This is a genomic window from Roseburia amylophila (assembly GCF_025567465.1).
GTDB classification, from domain to species: domain Bacteria; phylum Bacillota; class Clostridia; order Lachnospirales; family Lachnospiraceae; genus Roseburia_C; species Roseburia_C amylophila.
Genome location: NZ_JAOQKI010000010.1, coordinates 1 through 22,771 on the forward strand (window position 1 = coordinate 1; position 22,771 = coordinate 22,771).

The window sequence follows — 22,771 nt, forward strand, 5'->3', positions numbered from 1 at the left end:
GATCAAAAATAGAAAAATTCATACAAAGAAACGCCAAAACCGACATTTGCCGGAGTTGGCGTTTCTTAATTAGGGACTTATTTTACAGCCCCTTTTACTGTGCAGTGCAATTCTTGCACTTGAACTTATCTTCAGGTCAAGTGTTTTAAATTCCCTGTTTTAAAAAATTCCCGGGTAAATGAAAAACCTACACTTTCGGGTAGTTTACAGGCAGGTTATTCGTAATTATTATAAAAACAGATAAAAAGTGTCGAATTGTGTCGGAGGGGAATGCATGAAAAACCGGGATAATGAATTTTTCAGAGAAGAAGAACTGGATGAACTGGTAGAAAAGAGAGATTATGAAACTCTTCGGGATAAGATGAGCAGGATTTTTGCCTGTCCGTGCTGTCTGAATGGATTTAAGCATTGTAGAAAATATCTCGAAGTTTTTTCAAAAGAGGAAATCAGGAAAACACCAACACTTGCAGCAGCAGAAGCTGTTATTCAGGCTATTTACGGGAATCTGGAAAAGGCGGAGAAATATGCTTCATATGTAGGGGATGAACGTCTGATGAAGCTGCATCTTGATGTAATTATTCCGGGAACTGACCGGGAGAGGGCAAGAGCTGCATTGCTTAAGCTGGCTGAAATATATAATAATTATGGCATTTTGCCGAATCTTCCTCTGGCAGCAGGCAGAATTACCATGATAAACGGATTCCGGGATATGACCATGTATGGAAATTATGTACATGACCGGAAGGAGCAGCTAAAGGGCTGGGTAAAAAGCTTCTATGGAGACAGTTCCCTTGGAATTGCAGAAATAACTTATGCAGAAGTATGCTATCAGAGAGATGAATGTTTTGAAGCAATTACTACATTAGTTGGAATTATTCCATTTATAGAAAAAGAAGGCGAAATTGCTGTTCTGTTTATTGCTTTGAGCCTTCAGATGCGGATTATGATAGCAACCGGACAGATAGCGGTGGTATATCCGATTCTGGAAGAGATATATCAGAGACTTCATAAGGAACAGAGCAGATGGCTCTTAGAGAATTTCGGAGCAATGAAAGCCTGGGGACTGTTGTATGATGGTGATGTGGATACAGTAACGGAATGGATGGAAAATGAGGCACCCAGCGAATTTGGAGAACTGAACATGCTGGATACCTATAAATATATGATAAAGATGCGGGCATATATTCTGGAAGAAAAATATCTGGCAATGCTTTCGCTGGCAGAGTATTTGAGGGAGCCGCTGCGAAAGGGTGACCGCGTCATGGATTTATGTGAAATGAATCTTTTATGTGCAGTCAGCTATTTCTTAAGTGACCGGAAAGAGGAAGCATTTCAGCTTATAGATGAGCTGCTTCCGATTGTAAAAGAAAGACGATTTGACCGGCTGATAGCAGATGAGCGTTCTAATCAGGAAATTGCAGATTTCATGGGAATCAGCATCAATACCGTAAAGTTTCACGGAAAAAATATATTTGCGAAGCTCCGGGTCAGGACGAGAAGACAGACAGTACGGGTAGCAAAAGAGAACCGCCTGGTCTCGTTGAGATAAATAGTCATATTGAGGGAAGTACGCTTAGCGGGCTTCCCGTTTTTACTTTACAGGAAAGCAATTTCCTGTAAAGTAAAAAACGGGAAGCGAGGATGCGCACTGCGGCGTATAAGGTAGATGTCGCAAGCGACCGCCGCAGGCGCGGGAATGTGCCAAGGCACATTCTTTTTTTCGCAGTTTGTTATGCAGGTTTTGCAGGCTGCCAGACATCTTAACTGCCACTGCCAGATTCTGCAGGCGGCTTCATTTCAAAGAAACATTTCAATTCTTATTTGCGCAAGTTTTATATCCCATAAATTTACATTTTTTTTACAGAAGTTACTCCAAAATATGATAGAAAGCTTTTTTCACACATACTATGCTGAAAAACAGAAGAAAGCAGAAAAATACTGCATACATAGCAGGGAGGAAGTACAGTGCCATCAACTTATGCACATTATTGTTTTGGAAAAGCGGTATATAGACGGTTACCACAGGAAATACAGGAGGAGATAAAAGCATATAGCCCGCTCTATATGACTGGATTACACGGACCGGATATTCTCTTTTATTATAAGCCTTTAAAGTCAAATGCCATCAACCGGATAGGTTATGGAATGCATGGCAGACCGGCAGATGAATTTTTTAAAAAAGCCTGGATGCGGGCAAGGGAGCTGCCGGAAGGAAGAGGTGGATTTGCATATCTCTATGGATTTATCTGCCATTTTGCACTGGACCATAGCTGTCATCCATATATTGAAAAGAAGATAAAGGAAATCGGTGTAACCCATGCAGAAATCGAGGTGGAATTTGACCGGATGCTTTTAGCAAAGCGGGGACACAATCCGCTTACCCACAGGCTTGCAGGCCATATCCCAACAGATATGACCAGTGCGGGAACAATTGCGGAATTTTTCCCAGAGGTTACAGCAGAGGAAGTGCAGCAGGCACTCAAGAGCATGAAGCATTATAACAATCTTCTGGTTGCACCGGGGCACCTAAAACGCGGGTTCATTTATGCATTGCTGGCAATGACCGGAAACTATAAGGAAATGCATGGACTAATCGTCAATTACAAGCCGAACCCGAAATGTGCAGATAGTAATATCCGGCTGAGCCAGTTATATCATGATGCCATTTCACTGGCGGTGCGACTCATCTGTGAATACCGGGAAAACGGCGCGGCGGACAGCGAATATCAGCATACCTTTGGAGTGGAATAGGAGTAGGAAAATGGGAAAAGAAAAGATGACAAAATTAGAAAAACAATGGGTACTTTATGATGTAGGAAATTCAGCATTTGTCATGCTGGTGTCCACCATTATTCCGATTTATTTTAAAAATATGGCAACCGCAAGTGGTATTTCCGCCGCAAATTCAACAGCATATTTAAGCTATGCCATTTCAATTTCCACGATTCTGGTGGCACTGTTGGGACCAGTCTGTGGAGCGGCAGCGGATAATAAAGGCTTTAAAAAGCCGCTGTTTACCGCATTTATGATGATTGGCGTAATCGCCTGTGCAGCCATGGGAATTCCGAAAACCTGGCTGGCATTTCTGGTGGTATTTGTCATTGCAAAAGTGGGATTTTCCGGCAGCCTGATTTTCTATGATTCCATGCTGGTAGATGTGACCACAGACGAGCGGATGGATGAAGTTTCTTCCCATGGATATGCCTGGGGCTATATCGGAAGCTGTATTCCGTTTGTAGGAAGCCTGATTCTGGTGCTGATGTCAGACAGAATCGGAATTTCTGCTGCCATGGCAATGATGCTGGCATTTGGCATTACCGCCATCTGGTGGGTGGCAGTGACCATTCCGTTGTTGTTAAATTATAAACAGAATTATTATGCAGAGACAAAAGTGTCCGTAAAAGAAACTGTTGTCCGTCTGGGAAATATTTTTTCCGAGTTAAAAGCTAATAAGAAGGTTCTCCTGTTCCTCATCTCGTTCTTTTTCTACATAGACGGTGTGTATACCATTATCGAAATGTCCACCGCATATGGCAAAGATGTGGGAATCGGTGACAGCAGCATGCTCTTGGCACTGCTTTTAACACAGGTGGTAGCATTCCCTTGCTCCATTCTTTTTGGAAAGCTTGCCCGCAGATTTGAATCTGAGAAATTGATTTTAGTCTGCATCGGAGCGTATTTTCTCATCGCACTGTTTGCACTGCAGCTTGATACCGCATGGAAATTCTGGTTCTTAGCGACCTGCGTCGGTGTCTTCCAGGGTGCCATCCAGGCACTCTCCCGGTCTTATTATGCGAAGATTATTCCAAAAGAAAAAGCAAGCGAATACTTCGGCGTGTTTGACATCTTTGGAAAAGGAGCTTCCTTCCTTGGCACAATGCTGATGGGAATTTCCACCCAGCTGTTTCACACCTCCAAAGCAGGCGTGGTTATGATAGCAGCGTTGTTTGTACTGGGCTTTGTGACCTTTTGCTTGCAGGGGCGGCAGGCACAGAAGGGAGCACAGACACAGTCGGTAAATCCGGCACAGCAGAAATTGCAGACGCAGAATCTATAAAGAAATGTTGGTAATGGAAGACAGGTGGAGGCGTTCGTATCCCCATCCGGCGACCCCCGGTCTTTTTATAGCAAAGCATTGGAATTGTTACTTCAATAGAAGGAAAAACTAACATTCAGTTGAATTTATATAAAATCTGTGATACGTTTACTGAAGAGGTGTTAAACAAAGGTAATTATTTACTTTGGGAGCAGAAAATAAAGTGAGGAAGCGTATGACAGTAAAAGAAATTGCAAAGCTGGCGAATGTATCACCGGCAACCGTATCCAATGTACTGAATCACCGGAATAATGTGGGAAAAGAGACAAGACAGCGGATCTTAGAGATTTGCAAGGAAAATGGCTATGATATTAACAAGGGGAAAAATAAGAAGCCGGCAGAAGATACCAATACCATTCTTTTTAATTTCAGTGATTATGAGCGTAACTTTTATCTGAAAATCATTCATGGAATCAGCGATTATGTGTATTCCAGAGGATATGATTTAATGATATGTACCAATAAATCCTGTGAAAAATTTATGGACCCGGCATTGACTTGCGGAACCATCATGCTGGATATGAAATGTAAGAATTCCACTTTAATCCAGAAGGCAAATGAAGGTTATCCCATTGTGGCACTGGACCGGATTATGGATGTGCCGAATATCAAGAGTGTGGTAGTCAATAACTATGCGCCAATGGCAGAGCTGGTGCAGGGGCTGGTGGATAAAGGCTATCGCCGCTTTGGATATATTGCAGGAATAGATACGCTGGATAACCAGGAACGTTACCGGGCATTAAAAGATGTATTGCAGAAAAATGGAATTACATTCAGCCGGGAAAATTATTTCTTGGGAGATTATTATGAAAAGAGCGGTTATCAGTCAGCAAGACTGATGCTTTTATCAGATAATATTCCGGAAGTGTTAGTCTGTGCGAACGACAATATGGCAATTGGAGCAATGAAGGCACTGCGGCAGGAAGGCCTTAAGATTCCGGATGATATAGCAGTAACCGGATTCGATGGAACCGAGATGTCAGAACTGATGGGACTTACCACGGTAGATATCCCGGATTATGAGAGAGGCTATCTGGCGGCCCAGTTTCTGCTTCAGAATATTGCGGGAAGCTGCAGCTTTGACACCTTTAAGATTGCCGCAAAGGTTCACTGGAGAAAGACCACACGATAGAAAATAAGATAAAAAATAGGACATGGAAGAATCTTCTGGTACAGAGGGTTCTTCTTTTTTTCGCGAGTAGCGAGAAATTCGCAAAGCGTGTTTCGTGTAGTTTGTGAGAGTAGCGAAAATTTACTATAATAATATTACTTGTTTTACTAAAGAAAAGGTAAATATTTACTAAATTTACTAAAAATAAGTCTTGAAACGGTTGTTTTGCACAATAAAACCATGTAAAAACAGTGAAAAAGGTAGAAAGATAACGAAGAGGATTGACGAATTAGTAAAATTTATGTAAAGTATAGTTATCAAAAACAAAGCAACACAAGGAGGGTGCAAAATGAAGAAGAGAAAAATCGTATCATTAGTATTGGCAACAGTTTTAGGTGCTTCCATGGTATTAGGAGGATGCGGTTCTAAGGGAGGATCTGATGCTTCCAATACAGAGGGCGCAAGCGGAGAGAGTAAAGGAAAGATTACCATCTTCCAGCAGAAAACAGAGATTTATGATCAGCTGAAAGAACTTGCTAAAGACTATGAAAAAGAGACCGGTGTAGAAGTAGAAGTCTGGCAGATTTCCGGAGATGATTATTACCAGAACTTAAAGACTTATATGTCAAGTGAATCCGGTCCTACCGTATTTTCACTTTCTTCCAGCACAGAGATTGCGGAGATGTCCGCTTACTTAGAGGATTTAAGTGATTTGAGTTTCTTAGACAAGATTAATGATGACCTTATTGCAAAGAGCGATGATAAGACAGTCGGTGTTCCGATGACAGCAGAAGGCTTCGGACTGGTTTATAACAAAAACTTAATCAGTGAAGACCAGATTAATACAACCGATGCATTGGTTCAGACTATCAAAGATGCAACAGCCGATGGGGAGACAGGACTTGGACTTTCACAGGAAGCGTACTTCTTAATCGGACAGATTTTAAATACTCCATTCGCATTACAGGATGATCCAGCACAGTTCTGTCAGGATGTATACGATGGAAAGGTAAACATCGCTGACGTAAAAGAGTTCCAGGAACTTGGACAGATTTTCGAAGCAATCAAAGAGAACCAGAAGAATCCACTGGAAGTATCTTATGATGACAACTGTGGTGACTTTGCAACCGGTAAAACAGAAATGATTCATCAGGGTAACTGGTGCTACTCCCTGTTTTCATCCTATGATGTAGACTTTGATATGGGAATTGCTCCATTACCAATCGCAGGCAACAAATCCATCGCAGTCGGTGTTCCATCTGTATGGTGTGTAAATACAGACGCAAGTGACAGTGACAAACAGTTAGCAAAAGATTTCTTAAACTGGTTATATACAAGTGAAACAGGAGCTGATTACCTTACCAACAAATTTGGATTCATTCCGGTAGTAGACGGTATGGAAGCTGATAACTTAGACCCATTATCACAGGCAGTATCTGATGCAATCGCAGAAGGCAACATCATTCCTTGGACATTCAATGAGGAGTGGCCTGCAGGTATCATCACAACTTACCTGGTACAGAACGCAGAGGAATACTTCTCCTCGGATATGACAACCGATGAATTCTTAAGAGCATTAAATGATTCATTCGTAACAGCAGCAAATGAGTAAACATTAATTGCAGGTGTTGCCTTTGGCAGCACCTGTTCACTTTAGAAAAGGAATGAGGGATAAAGATGAAGATAAAAAAAGGCTGGTATGCATTATTTACCGCTCCATTGATGATTATGTTTTGCATTATAGTAATCATTCCGTTTTTCACGGGAATGGGTTATTCCCTTGTATCCTGGGATGGACTGGCAAAAAGTGAAAAGGTATTTGTAGGATTGTCCAACTATGCAAAGATTTTTTCGGATAAACAATTTCTGACATCATTAGTAAGAACAACATTATTTACATTAATTACCGTAGTAATTGTCAATGTACTGGCACTGGCATTTGCAGTATTGGTAACAACCAAACTTAAGGTGCGTAATGTGGCAAGAACCATGTTATTCTTACCATACCTGATTGGTGGATTGATTTTAGGTTATATCTGGCAGTACGTTCTTGGAGACGCAATGAGTACAATCGGAGATATGACCGGATTAACAAACATATTTTTTAACTGGCTTGTAAATAAGAAAATGGCTTTCTGTGCCATGATTGTAGTATCTACATGGCAGATGGCAGGATATATGATGATTGTATATATCGCAGGATTAGAAGCAATTTCCGATGATGTAATCGAAGCTGCAGAGGTTGACGGGGCAGGCTTCTGGAGAACTTTAATCAACATTAAGCTTCCGCTGATTATGTCATCCATTACAATCAATATGTCTGTTCTTAACATTATCCAACTGTTTCAAGATTTATGATGTAAACGTTTCACTGACAGGCGGTGGACCAAACAACTCAACAGAAATGGTGTCCATGAATATTTTTAATGAAATCTTTACCAAGAGCCATTTCGGATATGGACAGGCAAAAGCAATCGTATTCTTTGTCATCATTGCATTGATTACATTAATTCAGGTTAAGATTACTGGCGATAAGGAGGTGTCAGCATAATGAAGAGAAAACCAGTTGGAAAAATAATCGTAAATATTCTGGTAATATTGTTGTGCTGCGTATGGTTGGTTCCGGTATATATGGTAATCGTAAATGCTTTCAAGAGCCGTGCAGAATTATATGAAAATATCTTCGCCTTTCCAAAACATTTTACACTGGAATATTTCCAGGGCGCTTTAAAGAAAATGGATTTTTTAATGGCATTTAAGAATTCCATCATCGTAACAGTAATTGCAGTAGGAATTATCGTATTACTGAGTGCTATGACAGCGTGGATGTTTGTCCGCTCTAATAATAAATTAAGTAAATTCTTATACGGACTTCTGATTCTTACCATGCTGATTCCGTTCCAGACCATTATGATGCCATTGATGCAGGAAATGAATCAGTTTGGGAAATTCTTCGGTATTCCGTTTAAAGATTCCTTAGGTGGATTAATCTTTATGTATGTAGGCTTTGGCGCCGGCATGGGTGTGTTCTTATTCCATGGATTTATCAAATCCTCCGTTCCGGTATCCTTAGAGGAAGCCGCAATTATTGATGGATGTAATACCTGGCAGCTATTCTGGAGAATTGTATTCCCAATTTTAAAATCCATTACCGTAACTGTAATTATTCTGGATGTTATCTGGATCTGGAACGACTACTTATTACCATCACTGACACTGACCAGTATCAAAAATAAGACCATTCCGCTGGCAATGTCACTGTTCTTTGGACAGTATACCATCGAGTGGAATATGGCAATGGCGGCACTGACATTTACCATTATTCCGGTTATCATTTTCTATCTGCTTTGCCAGAAACATATTATCAAAGGTGTAGCAGCCGGTGCAGTAAAGGGTTAAAGAGAGGGAGCGTATATGAGTAAAATTTATCAGGTAACAGGAATTGGATTAAATGAGAAGAACCTGCAGCTGCAGGAAACCATTTTTCATAATGCCAATGGCTATATCGGAGTACGCGGCACCCTGGAAGAAGGCGTTCCGGCAGATTTCGACACCATGCGGGGAATGTATATTAACGGCTTTTATGATATTGCACCTATGAAGCAGGCAGAAAAACTTTGTAATCTCGTGGAAGACAAAGAGAGTATGTTAAATGTGGCAGATACCCAGACCATAGAGGTGTCCTTTGACGGGCAGAAATTTTCCATGGCGGATGATGCAGACTGCCGTTATGTAAGAACGCTGGATATGGAAAAAGGAATTACCAGACGTGAAGTAGACTGGAGCAACAAGGAAGGAAAGCAGCTTCATTTTAATATTACAAGAATGGCTTCCTTTGAAGAACGTTCCCTTTTTACCATTGATTACTGCTTCCAGTCCATTGATTTTTCCGGAACAGTAGAAATACATTCCAGACATTTAGGACTGGTCAGAAATTATTTTAATCCAAAGGACCCAAGACTGGCAGGGGAAAGCCACAATCATTTGAAAAAAGAAGATGTTCACATATGTGAATCCGGTGCATGCCTCGTAAGTTCTACCGTAGAGAGCCATCTTAAGGTGGCAAGTGCAGTGGCAAACATAGTCACTGTTAACCAGAAGCGCCAGCCATCAGAAGTAGTAACCTATGATGAGACCGCACATGCAATGGACGTAAGCTACCGCTTTGATATACGGCCGGGAGATGAAGTAAGAATCATAAAATACAGCATTTTTACAGATTCTATCCGGGAAGAGGATTGCAGAAATGTCGCAGACGAGAAGCTTTCCAAAGTAGTGGAGCAGGGAATTGCTTCTTATTATAAAAAACAGCAGGAATATTTAAAAGAGTTCTGGAACAACTCTTCCATGGAAATCGTGGGAGACAGAGATTTAAATGAATCTCTCTGTTTTAATATGTATCAGCTTCTGCAGTCAGCCGGTTACGACGGATATTCCAGCATTGCAGCGAAAGGCTTAAGTGGTGAAGGCTATGAAGGACATTATTTCTGGGATACGGAAATGTTTATGGTACCGTATTTTGCCATGACCAATCCGGCAATCGCAAGAAAGCTCTTGGAATACCGCTATAAGACATTAGGAAAAGCCAAAGAAAATGCGGCTCTGTTAGGACATAAAAAGGGTGCGCTGTATCCGTGGCGTACCATTACCGGAAGAGAATGCTCCGGCTATTATCCATCCGGAACGGCACAGTATCATATCGATGGAGATATTGCATATGCCGTAATTCTCTATTACAAAACCAGCGGAGACTGGGAATTTATCAAGGAAATGGGTTTAAAGATTCTCTTAGAGACCAACCGTCTGTGGCTGGATGTGGGAAATTATTATAAAGACCGTTTTGTCATTAACTGTGTGACCGGACCGGATGAGTATACCTGCATTGTAAATAACAATTACTATACCAATGCCAGTGCAAAATACAGCATGCAGTGGTGTCTGAAATTTATCCAACGCCTGGCAGAGGAAAAGGATGCTTACCAGCAGTTTGTAAAAGAAAATGACCTGACAGAGGAAGAAATTCAGGCAATGAAGGAAGCGGAAGAAAAGATGTATCTTCCATATGATGAAACCCTTGGCATCAATCCGCAGGATGACTCCTTCTTGCAGAAACCAATCTGGGATTTAGAGCACACACCACAGGAAGAATTCCCTCTGTTACTGCATTATCATCCGTTACATTTATACCGTTATCAGGTATGTAAACAGGCAGATACAGTGTTAGCACATTATCTTTTTCCGGATTATCAGGACAAAGAAACAGAAGAGAACTCTTTCCGCTATTATGAGAAAATTACAACCCATGATTCATCCCTTTCCACCTGTGTATTCAGTATCATGGCATCCCGACTGGGCTTAAAGGATAAGGCATACTATTACTTTGGCGACTCTGCCAAGATGGACCTTTTGAATACCCACAAGAACAGCAAGGATGGAATACATGCAGCAAATATGGGTGGAAGCTATATGGCAATTGTCAATGGATTTGCCAGAGTGCAGGCAGAAGAGGACAAGCTTTTCTTAGCACCGGCTTTGCCGGAAAACTGGCAGGGTTATCATTTCCGTATCCGTTATCACGGAAGCCTCTTAGAGGTCAGCGTAAATAAAGAGACCTGCAGTATTGAACAGTTAGAAGGCACAGCCATTACCGTGGAATTATATGGAAAAGAGTATGTGTTAGAAGCAGCTAATCAGAAAGTGGAAGTACCATATCAGGAAAATTAAGAGAAAAATAAAAAGAAGGTGAAGCTATGAAATACAATATTATTCCGGTTCAGACGCCGAAGGCAACGGATGCAAGATTGTATACTTATATATTAGATAATTTTGAAGAAATCGACAGTAACCGCACCCGCCCGCTGGTACTTATCTGTCCGGGCGGAGGCTATGAATTTACCTCCGACCGGGAGGCAGAAGCGGTTGCAGTACAGTATATTGCCAGAGGATTTCATGCCTGCGTCCTGCGCTACAGCGTAGCTCCTGCAGAATTTCCCCAGTCCCTCTGCGAACTGGCATGGAGTGTGGCATATTTAAGAGAGCATGCAAAAGAATATGGCATTAAGCCGGATAAAATTATCGTATCCGGATTTTCCGCCGGCGGTCATCTGGCAGCAAGTCTTGGGGTCTTCTGGGATAAGGACTGGCTTGCAAAAGAAACAGGACTTACCGCAGAGCAGATGCGACCAAATGGATTACTGCTTTCTTATCCGGTAATTACATCTGGAACATATGCACATCACGGCAGCATTGAAAACCTGATGGGAACGAAAAAGAGCAAAGAATTAGAAGAGCTTTTAAGTCTGGAGCATCAGGTAGGAAAGCAGGTGCCGCCGGTGTTTATCTGGCATACCTTAACGGACCAGTCGGTGCCAATCCAGAATACACTGATGTTTACGGAAGCACTGGTAAAGAATCAGGTTTCCGTGGAAGCTCACATTTTCCCGGAAGGACTGCATGGACTTTCGCTTGCCAATGAAGAAACGCAGATTACGGAGACAGGATTCGGTATTCAGAAACGTTGTCAGGACTGGATAACATTAGCTGGAAAATGGGTGGCAGATTTGGAGGGATAAGATGAAATTTAAAGGAATTTTATTTGACCTGGATGGAGTACTGGTTCATACCGATAAGCTCCATTATCGTGCATGGAAGAAAATAGCTGATGAATGCGGCATTCTCTTTAATGAAGAGATTAACAATCTGCTGCGGGGTGTAAGCAGAATGGAAAGCCTTGAAATTATTTTAAGAAACTACCATGGACCGGCACTTTCCCAGAAAGAAAAGGAAGCACTGGCAGAAGAAAAAAATAATTACTATAAAGAAGAATTAAAGAGCATGACACCGGATGATGTAACCGTCGAAGTCCGTGAAACCTTAGCGGCGTTAAAGGCAGCAGGCATTAAAATTGCCATTGGCTCTTCCAGCAAAAATACAAAATTTATCTTAAAACGGGTGGGGCTTGATGATGTATTTGATGCAGTTTCCGATGGAACAAATATTACAAAATCAAAGCCAGATCCTGAAGTATTTTTAAAAGCGGCAGAATACATTGCTCTTGCACCGGAGGATTGTCTGGTGGTAGAGGATGCAGTTGCCGGAATTGAAGCAGCAAAGCGCGGTGGAATGAAGGCTGCCGGAATCGGGGATGCCGCTTTCTGTGAGAAAACAGATTATCCGATTACAACTTTTGCTGATTTAAAGGACATTGCACTGTGATTTACTATACATATCCGGGCTTCCGGAATAAGGCACTGACCATAAGCTATGATGATGGCTTATGGTCAGATGTGCATTTACTGGAAATATTGAACCGCTATGGAATTCGGGGAACCTTCAACTTGAATTCCGGCTGCATGACAGAAGAAAGGCGTATTGGAAAAGAGAAAATTCCCGCTCTTTATAAAGGTCATGAAATTGCAACCCATGGGGTTAAACATCTGACCCTTGCCCGCTGTCCCATGACGGATGTGGTAAAAGAAATCTTAGAGGACAGGCAGGCATTGGAAGAACTGACCGGAGAAATTGTCTGCGGCCATGCTTATCCCAATGGCTCCTACAGCCCGGAGATAAAGACGTTATTGCCATCCCTTGGGATTCATTATGCCAGAATAGCAACCGACACAGGATTGTATACACACCCGCAGGACTTCTATGAATGGAATCCAACGTGCCACCATAACAACCGGCTTATGTACCATGCAAAAGAATTCTTATCCTTTGACCTGCCGCAGTTCCAGTATTTATTCTATGTCTGGGGACACAGCTATGAATTCGACCGGGATAACAACTGGTATGTCATCGAAGAATTCTGCAAAATGATTGGCGGCAGAGAGGACATCTGGTATGCTACCAATGCAGAAGTCTGTCATTACCTCATGGCAGTAAAACAGGTTCACACCAGCGTAGATGAGAAGCTGCTTTTCAACGGAAGCGGGCAGGACATTTATCTTATCCGTAACGGAGAAAACATTCTTCTGCATCCGGGTGAACTACAACGAATTCATTCCCCTGAAAGTCATGGTAAATTGAGAAAAATAGTGCTATAATTCTTGCATTACACTGACTTTACAGGTGGGAGTGAAGGGTTAGAGGAAAGGCATTCGAAGCCGGGGTTATGAAAAAATAGGTTTTCTTTTCACAACTCCGGCTTCGAATAATTTTATCTCACCCTTTCACCCCACCGGAAAATAAGATAAAAGGGGAACACACAATGTTAGCAATGATTGAATCCATCAACAGTGCAGTGAATAATTTCATCTGGGGCGTTCCAGCCATGATCTGCATTATCGGTGTCGGACTATACTTAAGCATCCGCACCAACTTCTTACAGATTCGTAAATTTCCATATGCGATGAAAATTACATTAGGGCGTATGCTCAAGAAAAGAGAAGCATCAGACGGAGCACTGACTCCATTTCAGGCAGTCTGCACAGCACTGGCGGCAACTGTAGGAACCGGAAATGTAGCCGGAGTAGCGGGAGCCATAGCAATCGGTGGACCGGGAGCCATATTCTGGATGTGGATTTCCGCATTGCTTGGAATGTGTACCAAATTCTCGGAAGTAACCCTTGCGGTGCATTTCCGGGAAAGAAATAAAGATGGCGATTACGTTGGCGGCCCGATGTATTACATCAAAAACGGATTAAAGAAACACTGGCACTGGCTGGCGTACCTTTTCTCAGCCTTTGGTGTGCTGACGGTATTTGGAACCGGTAATGCCACACAGGTCAATACCATTACCACAGCCATTGATTCAGCATTATATAATTACAACCTGATTTCTGAAGACGGAGCAGCAACCTTAAATCTGATTATCGGGATCGTACTGGCAGGACTGATTGCATTGATTCTGCTGGGTGGAATCAAACGAATCGGGCAGGTTACAGAGAAGCTGGTTCCGTTTATGGCAATCATGTATATTTTACTGGCACTGGGCGTAATTGTAGTGCATGTAGGCGCAGTTCCGGCAGTATTTTCTGCTATTATAAGAGGCGCATTTGACCCGGCAGCAGTAACCGGCGGTGCAGTAGGAAGCTTTTTCATGAGCATGAAAAAAGGTGTTTCCAGAGGAATCTTTTCCAATGAAGCAGGACTTGGTACCGGCTCCATTGCCCATGCCTGTGCCGATACCAGAAAACCGGTAAAGCAGGGCTTCTTTGGAATCTTTGAAGTATTTGTAGATACTATCGTAATCTGTACCCTGACCGCACTGGTTATCCTTTGCAGTGGCGTTCCGGTGGGTTATGGCGCAGCAGCAGGAGCAGAGCTTACCATCAGCGGATTTACTTCCGTTTATGGCGGCTGGGTGTCTATATTTACGGCAGTTGCCATGTGCTGTTTTGCATTTTCTACCATTATCGGCTGGGGCTTATATGGAACCCGCTGTATCGAATTCCTCTTTGGAAGCAAAGCAAATAAGCCATTTATGCTGGTTTACTCACTGGTTGCCATCGTAGGCGCAACCATGAATCTGGAACTGATGTGGAGCATCGCAGAGACCTTTAACGGACTGATGGTAATCCCGAACCTCATTGCCGTATTCTTATTATCCGGCGTTGTAGTGAAGATGGTAAAAGATTATTTTGCAGGCAAAGAGGATGCATAAAAATTATGACAAGAACGCAGGCGTACCGGGTGCTGGGACTAACAGAGGATGCCGACCGGGCGGAAATAAAAAGCCGTTACCGCCAGTTGATGCATAAGCTGCATCCCGACAGCCGGTCAGAAGAAAAAGAAAATTATCCCTATTCCGCCAGAGAGATTAATGAGGCATATGGAATTCTGGTAAAAGGCAAAGGAGCGAAAGATTCCTTTATCAGAAGGACCAAGGAAAGCACCACATCAAAAGCAGAATGGGAAGCAAAGAGACAGCACAGACAGAAAAAGAACTGGAATGCACCGGAAAATCCTCATGCATACTGTATACGAAATATTTATCAATATGTCGAAGATGCGGACGGAGCAGTCATAGGAGAATTTGTGATAACAGAGGGAAAATATCTTTGGACTATCGAAGAGGATTTCCCTCTTTTCTTAAAGAGTATTTTTGCCTGCAGCAACCGGCTGCTGCAGGAGATAGAAGCGAAATTGGAAAAAAGTGTGAGAGAAGAGGAGCGGCTAAAGGTACAGGCGGAACTTACCTATCTCTTGGCACAACAGTTCATTGACGCACCGGAAATTTTAGGGCATTTTTCAGAAACGAAGCGGAAGAATAATACAGAGCAGGAGGAAAATGCAGGGCAAGAGAAAGATGCAGAGCAAAATAGAAAAGCGGAGACTGCCGGACAGCCGGAAGCTGAAATATTTTACTTTGCGGCAATGCTTGAGCTTATGGATACGGTCCATGATATGCGGGCAGGCACACCACTTTTCCCGGCGGCACTGAAACAGCACCGGCTGTTTCTAAAGAAGCAGTCCGGGGAGGCGGCAGGCTACCTTTCCCTGAAGGATGACCGGCTTTATTATATTCTGGTGCCGCTCTTAGAACAGAAGCGGGCAATGGTTAAGATTCAGGTGGCAGCAAAGCAGGATCGGGCAAATATGCGGGGAAGAAAGCGTTATAAGAACCTGGATTTCTGGATAAAAGTGCCCCGGAAATATGCCGGAACTTTTCCAGAAAGCATCGGATTACAGATAGAAAACCTGCTTTTATCCTACGAAAAGAAGATTCATGCCGGAAGCGAATTGTAAAACAGATAAAACAATGCTATAATACACTCTGTATATGTATGTGGTCGTAACAATTGTGTAAAAATATCCGCATTTATATAGGAGAAATTTATGAAGAAAAAAATCAAGCTGAAGGGTCATCTGAAAAATTATATGTACTGGCCGCTGATGCTTACTATTTTGCTGGCATGCATGAACGTGCCGATGTATTTTGTAAATGAAGGGGCAGCGTTACTGGTATCCATTTTCCTTGGGATTTATCTCATTGTTGTGGTGATATCTTATAATGTTAATAAACCGGTGCTGGTGAATGAGCTGATTAATTTTGCCACTCAGTACGGAACGGTGCAGAAGAAGCTGCTCAATGAATTCGAAATACCGTATGCACTTTTGGACTATAACGGAAAGGTTCTCTGGGTCAATGAGAAATTTACGGAGATTACAGGAAAGACCAAAAATTTCCATAAATCCATCACCAGCATTTTCCCGGGCATTACCAGAGAGCTGATTCAGCAGGAGCAGTTCGTGGAAGATGTAAATATGGTCTGGCAGGAGCATAATTTCCGTATTGAAATGAGCAAGATTTATTTTGAGGAAATGGCGGAAAACAGCAGCATTGTATCTATTGAAGAGGATGAACAGTATCTGACAGCGCTGTACCTTTTTGATGAGACAGAGCTTTATAATTACATTCGTGAAAATGAAGAACAGAAGCTGGTGGCAGGTCTTGTATACATAGACAACTATGACGAGGCGTTAGACAGTATTGAAGACGTAAAACGTTCTCTTTTAGTGGCATTGATTGACCGGAAGGTAAACCAGTATTTTACGAAAATGGATGCGCTGGTGCGTAAGATTGAGAAGGATAAATACTTTGTGGTATTCCAGCATAAATATCTTGCGGAGCTGCAGAGCGACCGGTTCAGCCTGATTGAAGATGTTAAGACTGTCAAAGTCGGAAATGAAATGGCGGTGACTTTAAGTATCGGAATCGGTGTCGGCGGTGATACTTATAATCAGAATTATGAATATTCCCGTATGGCAATCGACCTGGCACTGGGTCGGGGCGGCGACCAGGTGGTAGTCAAAGAGGGTGAAAATGTTGTCTACTATGGCGGTAACAGCAAGCAGGTAGAGAAGAACACCCGTGTAAAAGCAAGAGTCAAAGCCCATGCACTGCGGGAGATTATCGAGAGCCGTGAGCATGTTATGATTATGGGACATTCTATTTCCGATACAGACGCTTTTGGTGCGGCAATCGGAATCTACTGCGCCGCAAGAGTATTAGGAAAGAAAGCGCAGATTGTTTTAGACCAGGTAACTTCATCCCTTCGTCCATTGAAGGAAGGTTTTACCACAGAGAAGGGTTATCCGCCGGATATGTTTGTTTCCAGTGAACGTGCGCTGGAGCTGACGGATTATAACACACTGGTTATGGTGGTGGATGTAAACCGTCCGAGCCATACGGAGTGTCCGGGTCTTTTGAAGCGGACCGACAGTATCGTAGTATTTGACCATCACCGCCAGAGCAGTGAGGTCATTTCCAATCCGGTACTTTCCTATATTGAGCCGTATGCATCTTCTACCTGTGAAATGGTAGCAGAGGTGCTGCAGTATTTTACAGAAAATATCAAGCTGGCACCCCACGAAGCGGACTGTATTTATGCTGGAATCTTAATCGATACCAGCAACTTTATGACCAAGACCGGTGTCCGTACCTTTGAAGCAGCTGCTTATCTGAAACGCTGCGGAGCGGAAGTAACCCGTGTAAGAAAAATGCTTCGAAATGATATGGATGCTTACAAAGCCAGAGCAGAAGTGGTCCGCCATGCGGAAGTATACCGCGGTGCATTTGCCATTTCCATCTGTCCGGCAGATAAGATTGAAAGCCCTACCATCGTAGGAGCCCAGGCGGCAGATGAGCTGTTAAATATTGTCGGAATCAAAGCGTCCTTTGTATTAACCGAATATCAGGGCAAAATATATGTAAGTTCCCGTTCCATCGATGAAATCAATGTGCAGAAAATCATGGAACGTCTTGGGGGCGGCGGACATCTGAATATGGCAGGCTGCCAGCTTCGTGACTGTACCGTGTCCCAGGCACAACGCATCATAGAAGACACCATCGACGAAATGCTTGAGGAAGGAGATATAGAAGAATGAAAGTAATTTTATTAGCAGATGTAAAATCCCTTGGAAAAAAAGGTGAGGTAGTAAATGTAAGCGATGCATACGCAAGAAATCAGTTAATTCCGAAGAAATTGGGAGTTGAGGCAAACAGCAAGACCTTAAATGACTTAAAGCTGCAGAACAAACATGCAGATAAGGTTGCAGAAGAGAATTATCAGGCAGCATTAAAGCTGGCAGATGAGATAAAGGATAAGACCGTAGAAGTGAAAATGAAAGCCGGAGAAGGCGGAAGAACCTTTGGTTCTGTATCCACCAAAGAGATTTCCCAGGCAACACATGATCAGCTGGGTCTTGAGTTAGACAAGAAGAAAATGCAGTTAAAAGAAGCCATCAGATCATTTGGTGTATATGAAGTGCCGGTTAAGGTTCATCCAAAGGTAACTGCAACATTACGTGTAAAAGTAACGGAAGAGTAGATTAGGAGGAACCTCCATGGAAGAGGCACTGGTAAAGCGGATTATGCCAAACAGTCTGGAAGCCGAGCAGTCAGTTATCGGTTCCATGATTATGGATAAAGAAGCAATTATGACAGCCGGAGAGATTCTCATCGAAGAGGATTTCTATCACAAGCAGTATGGAATTCTGTTTGAATCCATGCTGGATTTGTTTAATGCAGGAGAACCGGTTGACCTGATTACATTGCAGAATAAGTTAAAAGAAAAGGATGTGCCGGCGGAAATCAGCAGCCTGGAATTTGTAAGAGACTTAGTAACATCCGTACCGACATCCGCCAATGTAAAATATTATGCCAATATCGTCAAAGAGAAGGCAGTTCTGCGTAAGCTCATTAAGACCACCCAGTCCATTGAAGATGAATGTTATCTTGGAAAAGAAAGTGTTGAAGACATTCTGGCAGATACCGAGAAGAGTATTTTTAATCTGGTGCAGAATCGTGGCGGCGGAGATTATGTCCCGATTAAGCAGGTCGTAATCAATGCACTGGATAAGATTGAAAAAGCATCCAAGCAAAAAGGCTCCGTAACCGGAATTGCTACTGGCTTCGTGGATCTGGATTATCAGATGGCAGGTCTGCAGCCTTCCGATCTGATTCTGATTGCAGCCCGTCCTTCCATGGGTAAAACGGCGTTTGTATTAAATATCGCACAGTATGTAGCCATTCATTCCCAGCAGACAACAGCAATATTCTCTCTGGAAATGAGTAAGGAACAGTTGGTAAACCGTATGTTTTCTCTGGAATCAAGAGTTGATGCCCAGAAGCTGCGTTCCGGTAATTTGACAGATGCAGACTGGGAAATGCTGATTGAAGGAGCAGGCAACGTAGGCCGTTCCAAATTAATCATTGATGATACGCCGGGTATTTCCATATCCGAGCTTAGAAGTAAATGCCGCAAATATAAATTAGAGTACGATTTGAAATTAATCATCATCGACTACTTACAGTTGATGTCCGGCTCCGGCAGACATTCCGAATCCCGTCAGCAGGAAATTTCAGATATTTCCCGTTCCTTAAAAGCGCTGGCCCGTGAGCTGAATGTGCCGGTAGTGGCACTGTCCCAGTTGAGCCGAGCCGTAGAACAGCGTCCTGACCATCGACCAATGTTATCCGACCTTCGAGAGTCCGGAGCTATCGAGCAGGATGCCGACGTTGTAATGTTCATTTACCGTGATGATTATTACAACAAAGACAGTGAAATGAAAGGAATCTCCGAAATCATCGTAGCCAAGCAAAGAAACGGTCCTATCGGAACCGTCAACCTGGTATGGCTGCCTCAGTACACGAGATTTGCCAATATGGAGAAATAAACATTCCCGGGTATTGCCTGAAAAAGCAACATCCGGGGTTTTTATATATATGGGTAGAAGGAAAATTTTCGATGAAATAAGTTGAATATTTTTGTAAAAATCGTATAATAGAGGAAGAAAATACGCAAGATAATATGTAAGTTAATGGAGGTATCGTATGGGGAAATATAAACCGCCTTTTACTATAACAAATAAAATATTATCTCATGTAGCATCTATTTCCGAAAAGATAGGACGTATAACAGCAATCAGTAATCTTGAAGCAAAACCGCACCTGAGAAAGAATAACAGAATAAAATCGATACATTCCTCTTTGAAAATTGAAGCCAATTCATTGACGTTTGGACAGGTTCGGGATGTAATTAACGGTAAGACTGTATTTGGTGAACAAAGAGAAATTCAGGAAGTAAAGAATGCCTATGCTGCTTATGAGCGTCTTTCAGAAATTAATCCTTATAACATTCGACAGTTAAAACAATTTCATGGAATTATGACAAAGTATCTTGTGGAGGAATCCGGTGAATTTCGTTCCGGTGAAGAAGGTGTCTTTAATGGAAATCAATGTATTTTCATGGCTCCACCGGCACAACTTGTACCACAGCTTATGGATGAGTTATTTACCTGGATGAAAGAAGCGAAGGATAATGTACATCCACTGATTTTAAGTAGTGTATTTCATTATGAATTTGTATTTATCCACCCTTTTTCGGATGGCAATGGCAGAATGGCAAGACTGTGGCACACGGCTATTCTCTCTGACTGGAAACCGGTGTTTGAATATATTCCGATTGAAAGCCAGATTGAGAAGTTTCAGGATGAATATTACGATGCCATTTCCCGGTGCCACGTTGCGGGAGAGTCTACAATTTTTATTGAATTTATGCTGGCTCAAATTGATAAAATTCTGGATGATATTTCTGTTCAAATTAGTGAGAAAAATGAATATCTTCCGGAAGCAGTACAAAAATTGCTTGAAGCTATGGAATATGATGTTCCTTATACAAGCAAAGCGTTGATGGAAAAACTTGGATTAAGTTCGAAAGAGGGATTCCGAAGAAATTATCTTCATCCATCACTTAAAATGAATTTGATTCAGATGACGATACCGGATAAACCGAACAGCAGAAATCAAAGATATGTGAAAAGCTGATAATATGAGAAAACAAGCAAAGCAAGTTTCTTATAATTGTCAGGTATTTGGATCAAAGAATGTGCTTCAGCACATTCTCGCGCCTGCGGCGGTCGCTTGCGACATCTACCTTATACGCCGCAGTTCCCCGCTACAATTCCCGTCCGCATTTCGGACAATACTGAAAGTCTTCTTCTGTCGTAAATCCACAGTAACTGCAATGCTTCATACGATTTTCATATCTACCAAAATGCAGGGTATCAAGCGGAATCTTCGTAACCTCTCCTCTGGCAATTGCCTTGCCTAAGTCGGCACTGATTTCGGTGGTGGCATTACAGCAATTCATGCGCACATAGTAGTGGCGGTTCCATTTAAACAGCGGAATAAAAAAGAAAGAAAAGAACATGTAAGTCATATACACTTCCAGATGTCCATATTTTCCGCAGCAATTACATATTTCTAACTGGTCAAAAGCCAGCTTTTTCTCACCATTTGAAATTCCCATAATAAAAAACATAAAGCAAAACCATCCTTCCAGCATCTTTTGTATACCATAACGCATTTTCCGGATTCCTGCAAATCCATTTTCCTTTATCAAAATCCCATTACCAGACAGAATATGAAGCTTTTCCCCACAGAATGGACAAAAATCATCCGGCGTAATATCTTTTAAATGTAACTGCCGGTGGCAGACAGGACAGCGGATGGTAAGAACACCGAAAATAATTGCACCGAAAGAAATAAAAAGTTACCTAAAAAATCTCCACATAGGGCTTGACAAATACATAAAAAATATTATATCTAAAATATAGATTAGTTTTCTATATATAGAGAAGGGGTGAGTGCATGAAAAATTATAATATTTTAATAGTATTTATTCTAATTTCAATTCTATCTGGTTGTGGTGGAAAAAACTATTTAGGAGAAAAGATAGTGGTTTCTACAACAAATCTAAGGTTAATAGAAGACAATAATTCTTTTCTGGAACAGATTGGACAAATAATAGAATCCCAGCAAGAACAAGGTGAAGAATCAGAAGAAATAGAGAAAGAAGAGAATGCTGGTAAAGATGAAGATAGTTCTGTGGATAATATAACGGGATTATCAGATTCTATTCCTTTAAATCAAATGGGAATTGGTGAAGTCTTAAAAGAATGCGATAAAGTATTAAAGGACAGCTATTTGGTTTCTGATGATTGTCAGGTAATGGAAGGTGCATTTTATCTGGAGAAAGATGGAAACCTTCTGGGACGTTATGCTGCAAAGTCGGAATTCATTATTTTTGATAAAGTAAATGATAAAAAATATCAGATTTCATTGGATGGCATGGAAAAATCCGTTGAGGTAAAGGAAATCAAAGAGTCTGAATCAGCAGATACCATGCAGGCTATGCCGTGGGATGCCGTACTGGAAATGGTAAATGCATTGGATTTTGATACGATAGCAGAGCCGGAAGATGATTACATTTTACTGAACCTTGCAGGAGAGGTAGAGGTCGGTTCCAATGGAATCAATCCGGCATCCGGCAAAAATAAGAAATTTTATGCCATCGAAAATGGGACCATGGTGAGTGCAGACCAGCAGATGATACGTGGAAAGCAATATGCACTGGAGCTGACCGGAGCCACGAATGAAGATGGAAATGCATTGACAGCGGGCAGCCAGATTGTGGTAAAACATGTTGCAGGAGTCTTCCTGAAATGTCAATAATTGTGCGAACAATGCACAATATGTCGGAATAATACGATGGAAAATAATTGCACTGACAAAAGCCGCAGCGTTATAATTTTAAGGAAGAAGCAGTGGCAAAGGA

The 22,771-nt window shown here is 42.1% G+C and carries 20 protein-coding genes; 19 read left to right on the forward strand and 1 reads right to left on the reverse strand.

The genetic code is table 11. From position 1 onward, the window contains the following. Nucleotides 1-274 precede the first annotated feature (274 nt). The 18 genes from OCV43_RS07960 to OCV43_RS08045 all read left to right on the forward strand — a co-directional run bounded on the left by OCV43_RS07960 (nucleotide 275) and on the right by OCV43_RS08045 (nucleotide 20,979). Nucleotides 275-1,549: a LuxR C-terminal-related transcriptional regulator gene (locus OCV43_RS07960; protein ID WP_262623805.1), complete on the forward strand. Its 1,275-nt coding sequence runs from the start codon at nucleotides 275-277 to the stop codon at nucleotides 1,547-1,549. Nucleotides 1,550-1,965: 416 nt separating this feature from the next. After that, nucleotides 1,966-2,751: a zinc dependent phospholipase C family protein gene (locus tag OCV43_RS07965; protein ID WP_262623806.1), complete on the forward strand. Its 786-nt coding sequence runs from the start codon at nucleotides 1,966-1,968 to the stop codon at nucleotides 2,749-2,751. A gap of 10 nt (nucleotides 2,752-2,761) precedes the next feature. After that, entirely contained in the window at nucleotides 2,762-4,057 is a 1,296-nt protein-coding gene (locus OCV43_RS07970; RefSeq protein WP_227701371.1) for an MFS transporter, read from the forward strand. 214 nt (nucleotides 4,058-4,271) lie between these two features. Beyond that, nucleotides 4,272-5,228, forward strand: a complete 957-nt coding sequence (locus tag OCV43_RS07975; protein WP_022242547.1) for a LacI family DNA-binding transcriptional regulator — start codon at nucleotides 4,272-4,274, stop codon at nucleotides 5,226-5,228. A gap of 328 nt (nucleotides 5,229-5,556) precedes the next feature. Continuing rightward, nucleotides 5,557-6,819 carry an ABC transporter substrate-binding protein gene (locus OCV43_RS07980; protein WP_022242548.1) on the forward strand — a complete coding sequence of 421 codons (1,263 nt, stop codon included), beginning with the start codon at nucleotides 5,557-5,559 and terminating at the stop codon, nucleotides 6,817-6,819. Nucleotides 6,820-6,884: 65 nt separating this feature from the next. Beyond that, nucleotides 6,885-7,565: a carbohydrate ABC transporter permease gene (locus tag OCV43_RS07985; RefSeq protein WP_262623807.1), complete on the forward strand. Its 681-nt coding sequence runs from the start codon at nucleotides 6,885-6,887 to the stop codon at nucleotides 7,563-7,565. A 55-nt stretch (nucleotides 7,566-7,620) separates the two neighbouring features. After that, the gene (locus tag OCV43_RS07990) at nucleotides 7,621-7,758 is read left to right on the forward strand and encodes a hypothetical protein (RefSeq protein WP_262623808.1); all 138 of its coding nucleotides are present in this window, start codon (nucleotides 7,621-7,623) and stop codon (nucleotides 7,756-7,758) included. Next, complete coding sequence (locus OCV43_RS07995; protein WP_022242550.1) at nucleotides 7,758-8,606, forward strand: carbohydrate ABC transporter permease; 849 nt, start codon at nucleotides 7,758-7,760, stop codon at nucleotides 8,604-8,606. The genes OCV43_RS07990 and OCV43_RS07995 overlap by 1 nt, the downstream gene beginning before the upstream one ends. 15 nt (nucleotides 8,607-8,621) lie before the next feature. Then, the gene (locus OCV43_RS08000; RefSeq protein WP_262623809.1) at nucleotides 8,622-10,931 is read left to right on the forward strand and encodes a glycoside hydrolase family 65 protein; all 2,310 of its coding nucleotides are present in this window, start codon (nucleotides 8,622-8,624) and stop codon (nucleotides 10,929-10,931) included. Between the two features lie 26 nt (nucleotides 10,932-10,957). Continuing rightward, nucleotides 10,958-11,779 (forward strand): alpha/beta hydrolase, encoded by an 822-nt coding sequence (locus OCV43_RS08005; protein WP_118639436.1) that lies wholly within the window; start codon nucleotides 10,958-10,960, stop codon nucleotides 11,777-11,779. A gap of 1 nt (nucleotide 11,780) precedes the next feature. Beyond that, nucleotides 11,781-12,422 (forward strand): beta-phosphoglucomutase, encoded by a 642-nt coding sequence (gene pgmB / locus OCV43_RS08010; protein ID WP_227710483.1) that lies wholly within the window; start codon nucleotides 11,781-11,783, stop codon nucleotides 12,420-12,422. Next, entirely contained in the window at nucleotides 12,419-13,252 is an 834-nt protein-coding gene (locus OCV43_RS08015) for a polysaccharide deacetylase family protein (RefSeq protein WP_262623810.1), read from the forward strand. The genes pgmB and OCV43_RS08015 overlap by 4 nt, the downstream gene beginning before the upstream one ends. A gap of 164 nt (nucleotides 13,253-13,416) precedes the next feature. After that, nucleotides 13,417-14,811, forward strand: coding sequence for an alanine/glycine:cation symporter family protein (locus tag OCV43_RS08020; protein ID WP_262623811.1), 1,395 nt, complete (start codon nucleotides 13,417-13,419; stop codon nucleotides 14,809-14,811). A 5-nt stretch (nucleotides 14,812-14,816) separates the two neighbouring features. Further along, complete coding sequence (locus tag OCV43_RS08025) at nucleotides 14,817-15,896, forward strand: J domain-containing protein (RefSeq protein WP_022242556.1); 1,080 nt, start codon at nucleotides 14,817-14,819, stop codon at nucleotides 15,894-15,896. 90 nt (nucleotides 15,897-15,986) lie between these two features. Beyond that, on the forward strand, nucleotides 15,987-18,038 hold the full coding sequence (locus OCV43_RS08030) for a DHH family phosphoesterase (protein WP_022242557.1): 2,052 nt from the start codon (nucleotides 15,987-15,989) through the stop codon (nucleotides 18,036-18,038). Beyond that, the gene (gene rplI, locus OCV43_RS08035) at nucleotides 18,035-18,481 is read left to right on the forward strand and encodes a 50S ribosomal protein L9 (protein ID WP_262623812.1); all 447 of its coding nucleotides are present in this window, start codon (nucleotides 18,035-18,037) and stop codon (nucleotides 18,479-18,481) included. Before OCV43_RS08030 ends, rplI begins: the two co-directional genes overlap by 4 nt. 16 nt (nucleotides 18,482-18,497) lie before the next feature. After that, on the forward strand, nucleotides 18,498-19,829 hold the full coding sequence (dnaB, locus tag OCV43_RS08040; protein ID WP_262623813.1) for a replicative DNA helicase: 1,332 nt from the start codon (nucleotides 18,498-18,500) through the stop codon (nucleotides 19,827-19,829). A gap of 157 nt (nucleotides 19,830-19,986) precedes the next feature. Next, entirely contained in the window at nucleotides 19,987-20,979 is a 993-nt protein-coding gene (locus OCV43_RS08045; protein WP_227710481.1) for a Fic family protein, read from the forward strand. Nucleotides 20,980-21,109: 130 nt separating this feature from the next. Here OCV43_RS08045 and OCV43_RS08050 read toward each other — a convergent pair whose 3' ends face one another. Then, nucleotides 21,110-21,475, reverse strand: coding sequence for a zinc ribbon domain-containing protein (locus tag OCV43_RS08050; RefSeq protein ID WP_118639457.1), 366 nt, complete (start codon nucleotides 21,473-21,475; stop codon nucleotides 21,110-21,112). A gap of 416 nt (nucleotides 21,476-21,891) precedes the next feature. On the opposite strand from OCV43_RS08050, the gene OCV43_RS08055 reads away from it, so the two are divergent. Further along, a complete protein-coding gene (locus OCV43_RS08055; protein WP_262623814.1) occupies nucleotides 21,892-22,668 on the forward strand; it encodes a hypothetical protein in 777 nt (258 codons plus the stop codon). Nucleotides 22,669-22,771 lie beyond the last annotated feature (103 nt).

Excerpts from the sequence above, each read along its gene's own strand:
- OCV43_RS07960 (WP_262623805.1), top strand. The coding sequence starts at position 275 with ATGAAAAACCGGGATAATGAATTTTTCAGAGAAGAAGAACTGGATGAA.
- OCV43_RS07970 (WP_227701371.1), top strand. The coding sequence starts at position 2,762 with ATGGGAAAAGAAAAGATGACAAAATTAGAAAAACAATGGGTACTTTAT.
- OCV43_RS07975 (WP_022242547.1), top strand. The coding sequence starts at position 4,272 with ATGACAGTAAAAGAAATTGCAAAGCTGGCGAATGTATCACCGGCAACC.
- OCV43_RS07980 (WP_022242548.1), top strand. The coding sequence starts at position 5,557 with ATGAAGAAGAGAAAAATCGTATCATTAGTATTGGCAACAGTTTTAGGT.
- OCV43_RS07985 (WP_262623807.1), top strand. The coding sequence starts at position 6,885 with ATGAAGATAAAAAAAGGCTGGTATGCATTATTTACCGCTCCATTGATG.
- OCV43_RS07990 (WP_262623808.1), top strand. The coding sequence starts at position 7,621 with ATGAATATTTTTAATGAAATCTTTACCAAGAGCCATTTCGGATATGGA.
- OCV43_RS07995 (WP_022242550.1), top strand. The coding sequence starts at position 7,758 with ATGAAGAGAAAACCAGTTGGAAAAATAATCGTAAATATTCTGGTAATA.
- OCV43_RS08000 (WP_262623809.1), top strand. The coding sequence starts at position 8,622 with ATGAGTAAAATTTATCAGGTAACAGGAATTGGATTAAATGAGAAGAAC.
- OCV43_RS08005 (WP_118639436.1), top strand. The coding sequence starts at position 10,958 with ATGAAATACAATATTATTCCGGTTCAGACGCCGAAGGCAACGGATGCA.
- pgmB (WP_227710483.1), top strand. The coding sequence starts at position 11,781 with ATGAAATTTAAAGGAATTTTATTTGACCTGGATGGAGTACTGGTTCAT.
- OCV43_RS08020 (WP_262623811.1), top strand. The coding sequence starts at position 13,417 with ATGTTAGCAATGATTGAATCCATCAACAGTGCAGTGAATAATTTCATC.
- OCV43_RS08025 (WP_022242556.1), top strand. The coding sequence starts at position 14,817 with ATGACAAGAACGCAGGCGTACCGGGTGCTGGGACTAACAGAGGATGCC.
- OCV43_RS08030 (WP_022242557.1), top strand. The coding sequence starts at position 15,987 with ATGAAGAAAAAAATCAAGCTGAAGGGTCATCTGAAAAATTATATGTAC.
- rplI (WP_262623812.1), top strand. The coding sequence starts at position 18,035 with ATGAAAGTAATTTTATTAGCAGATGTAAAATCCCTTGGAAAAAAAGGT.
- dnaB (WP_262623813.1), top strand. The coding sequence starts at position 18,498 with ATGGAAGAGGCACTGGTAAAGCGGATTATGCCAAACAGTCTGGAAGCC.
- OCV43_RS08045 (WP_227710481.1), top strand. The coding sequence starts at position 19,987 with ATGGGGAAATATAAACCGCCTTTTACTATAACAAATAAAATATTATCT.
- OCV43_RS08050 (WP_118639457.1), bottom strand. The coding sequence starts at position 21,475 with ATGTTTTTTATTATGGGAATTTCAAATGGTGAGAAAAAGCTGGCTTTT.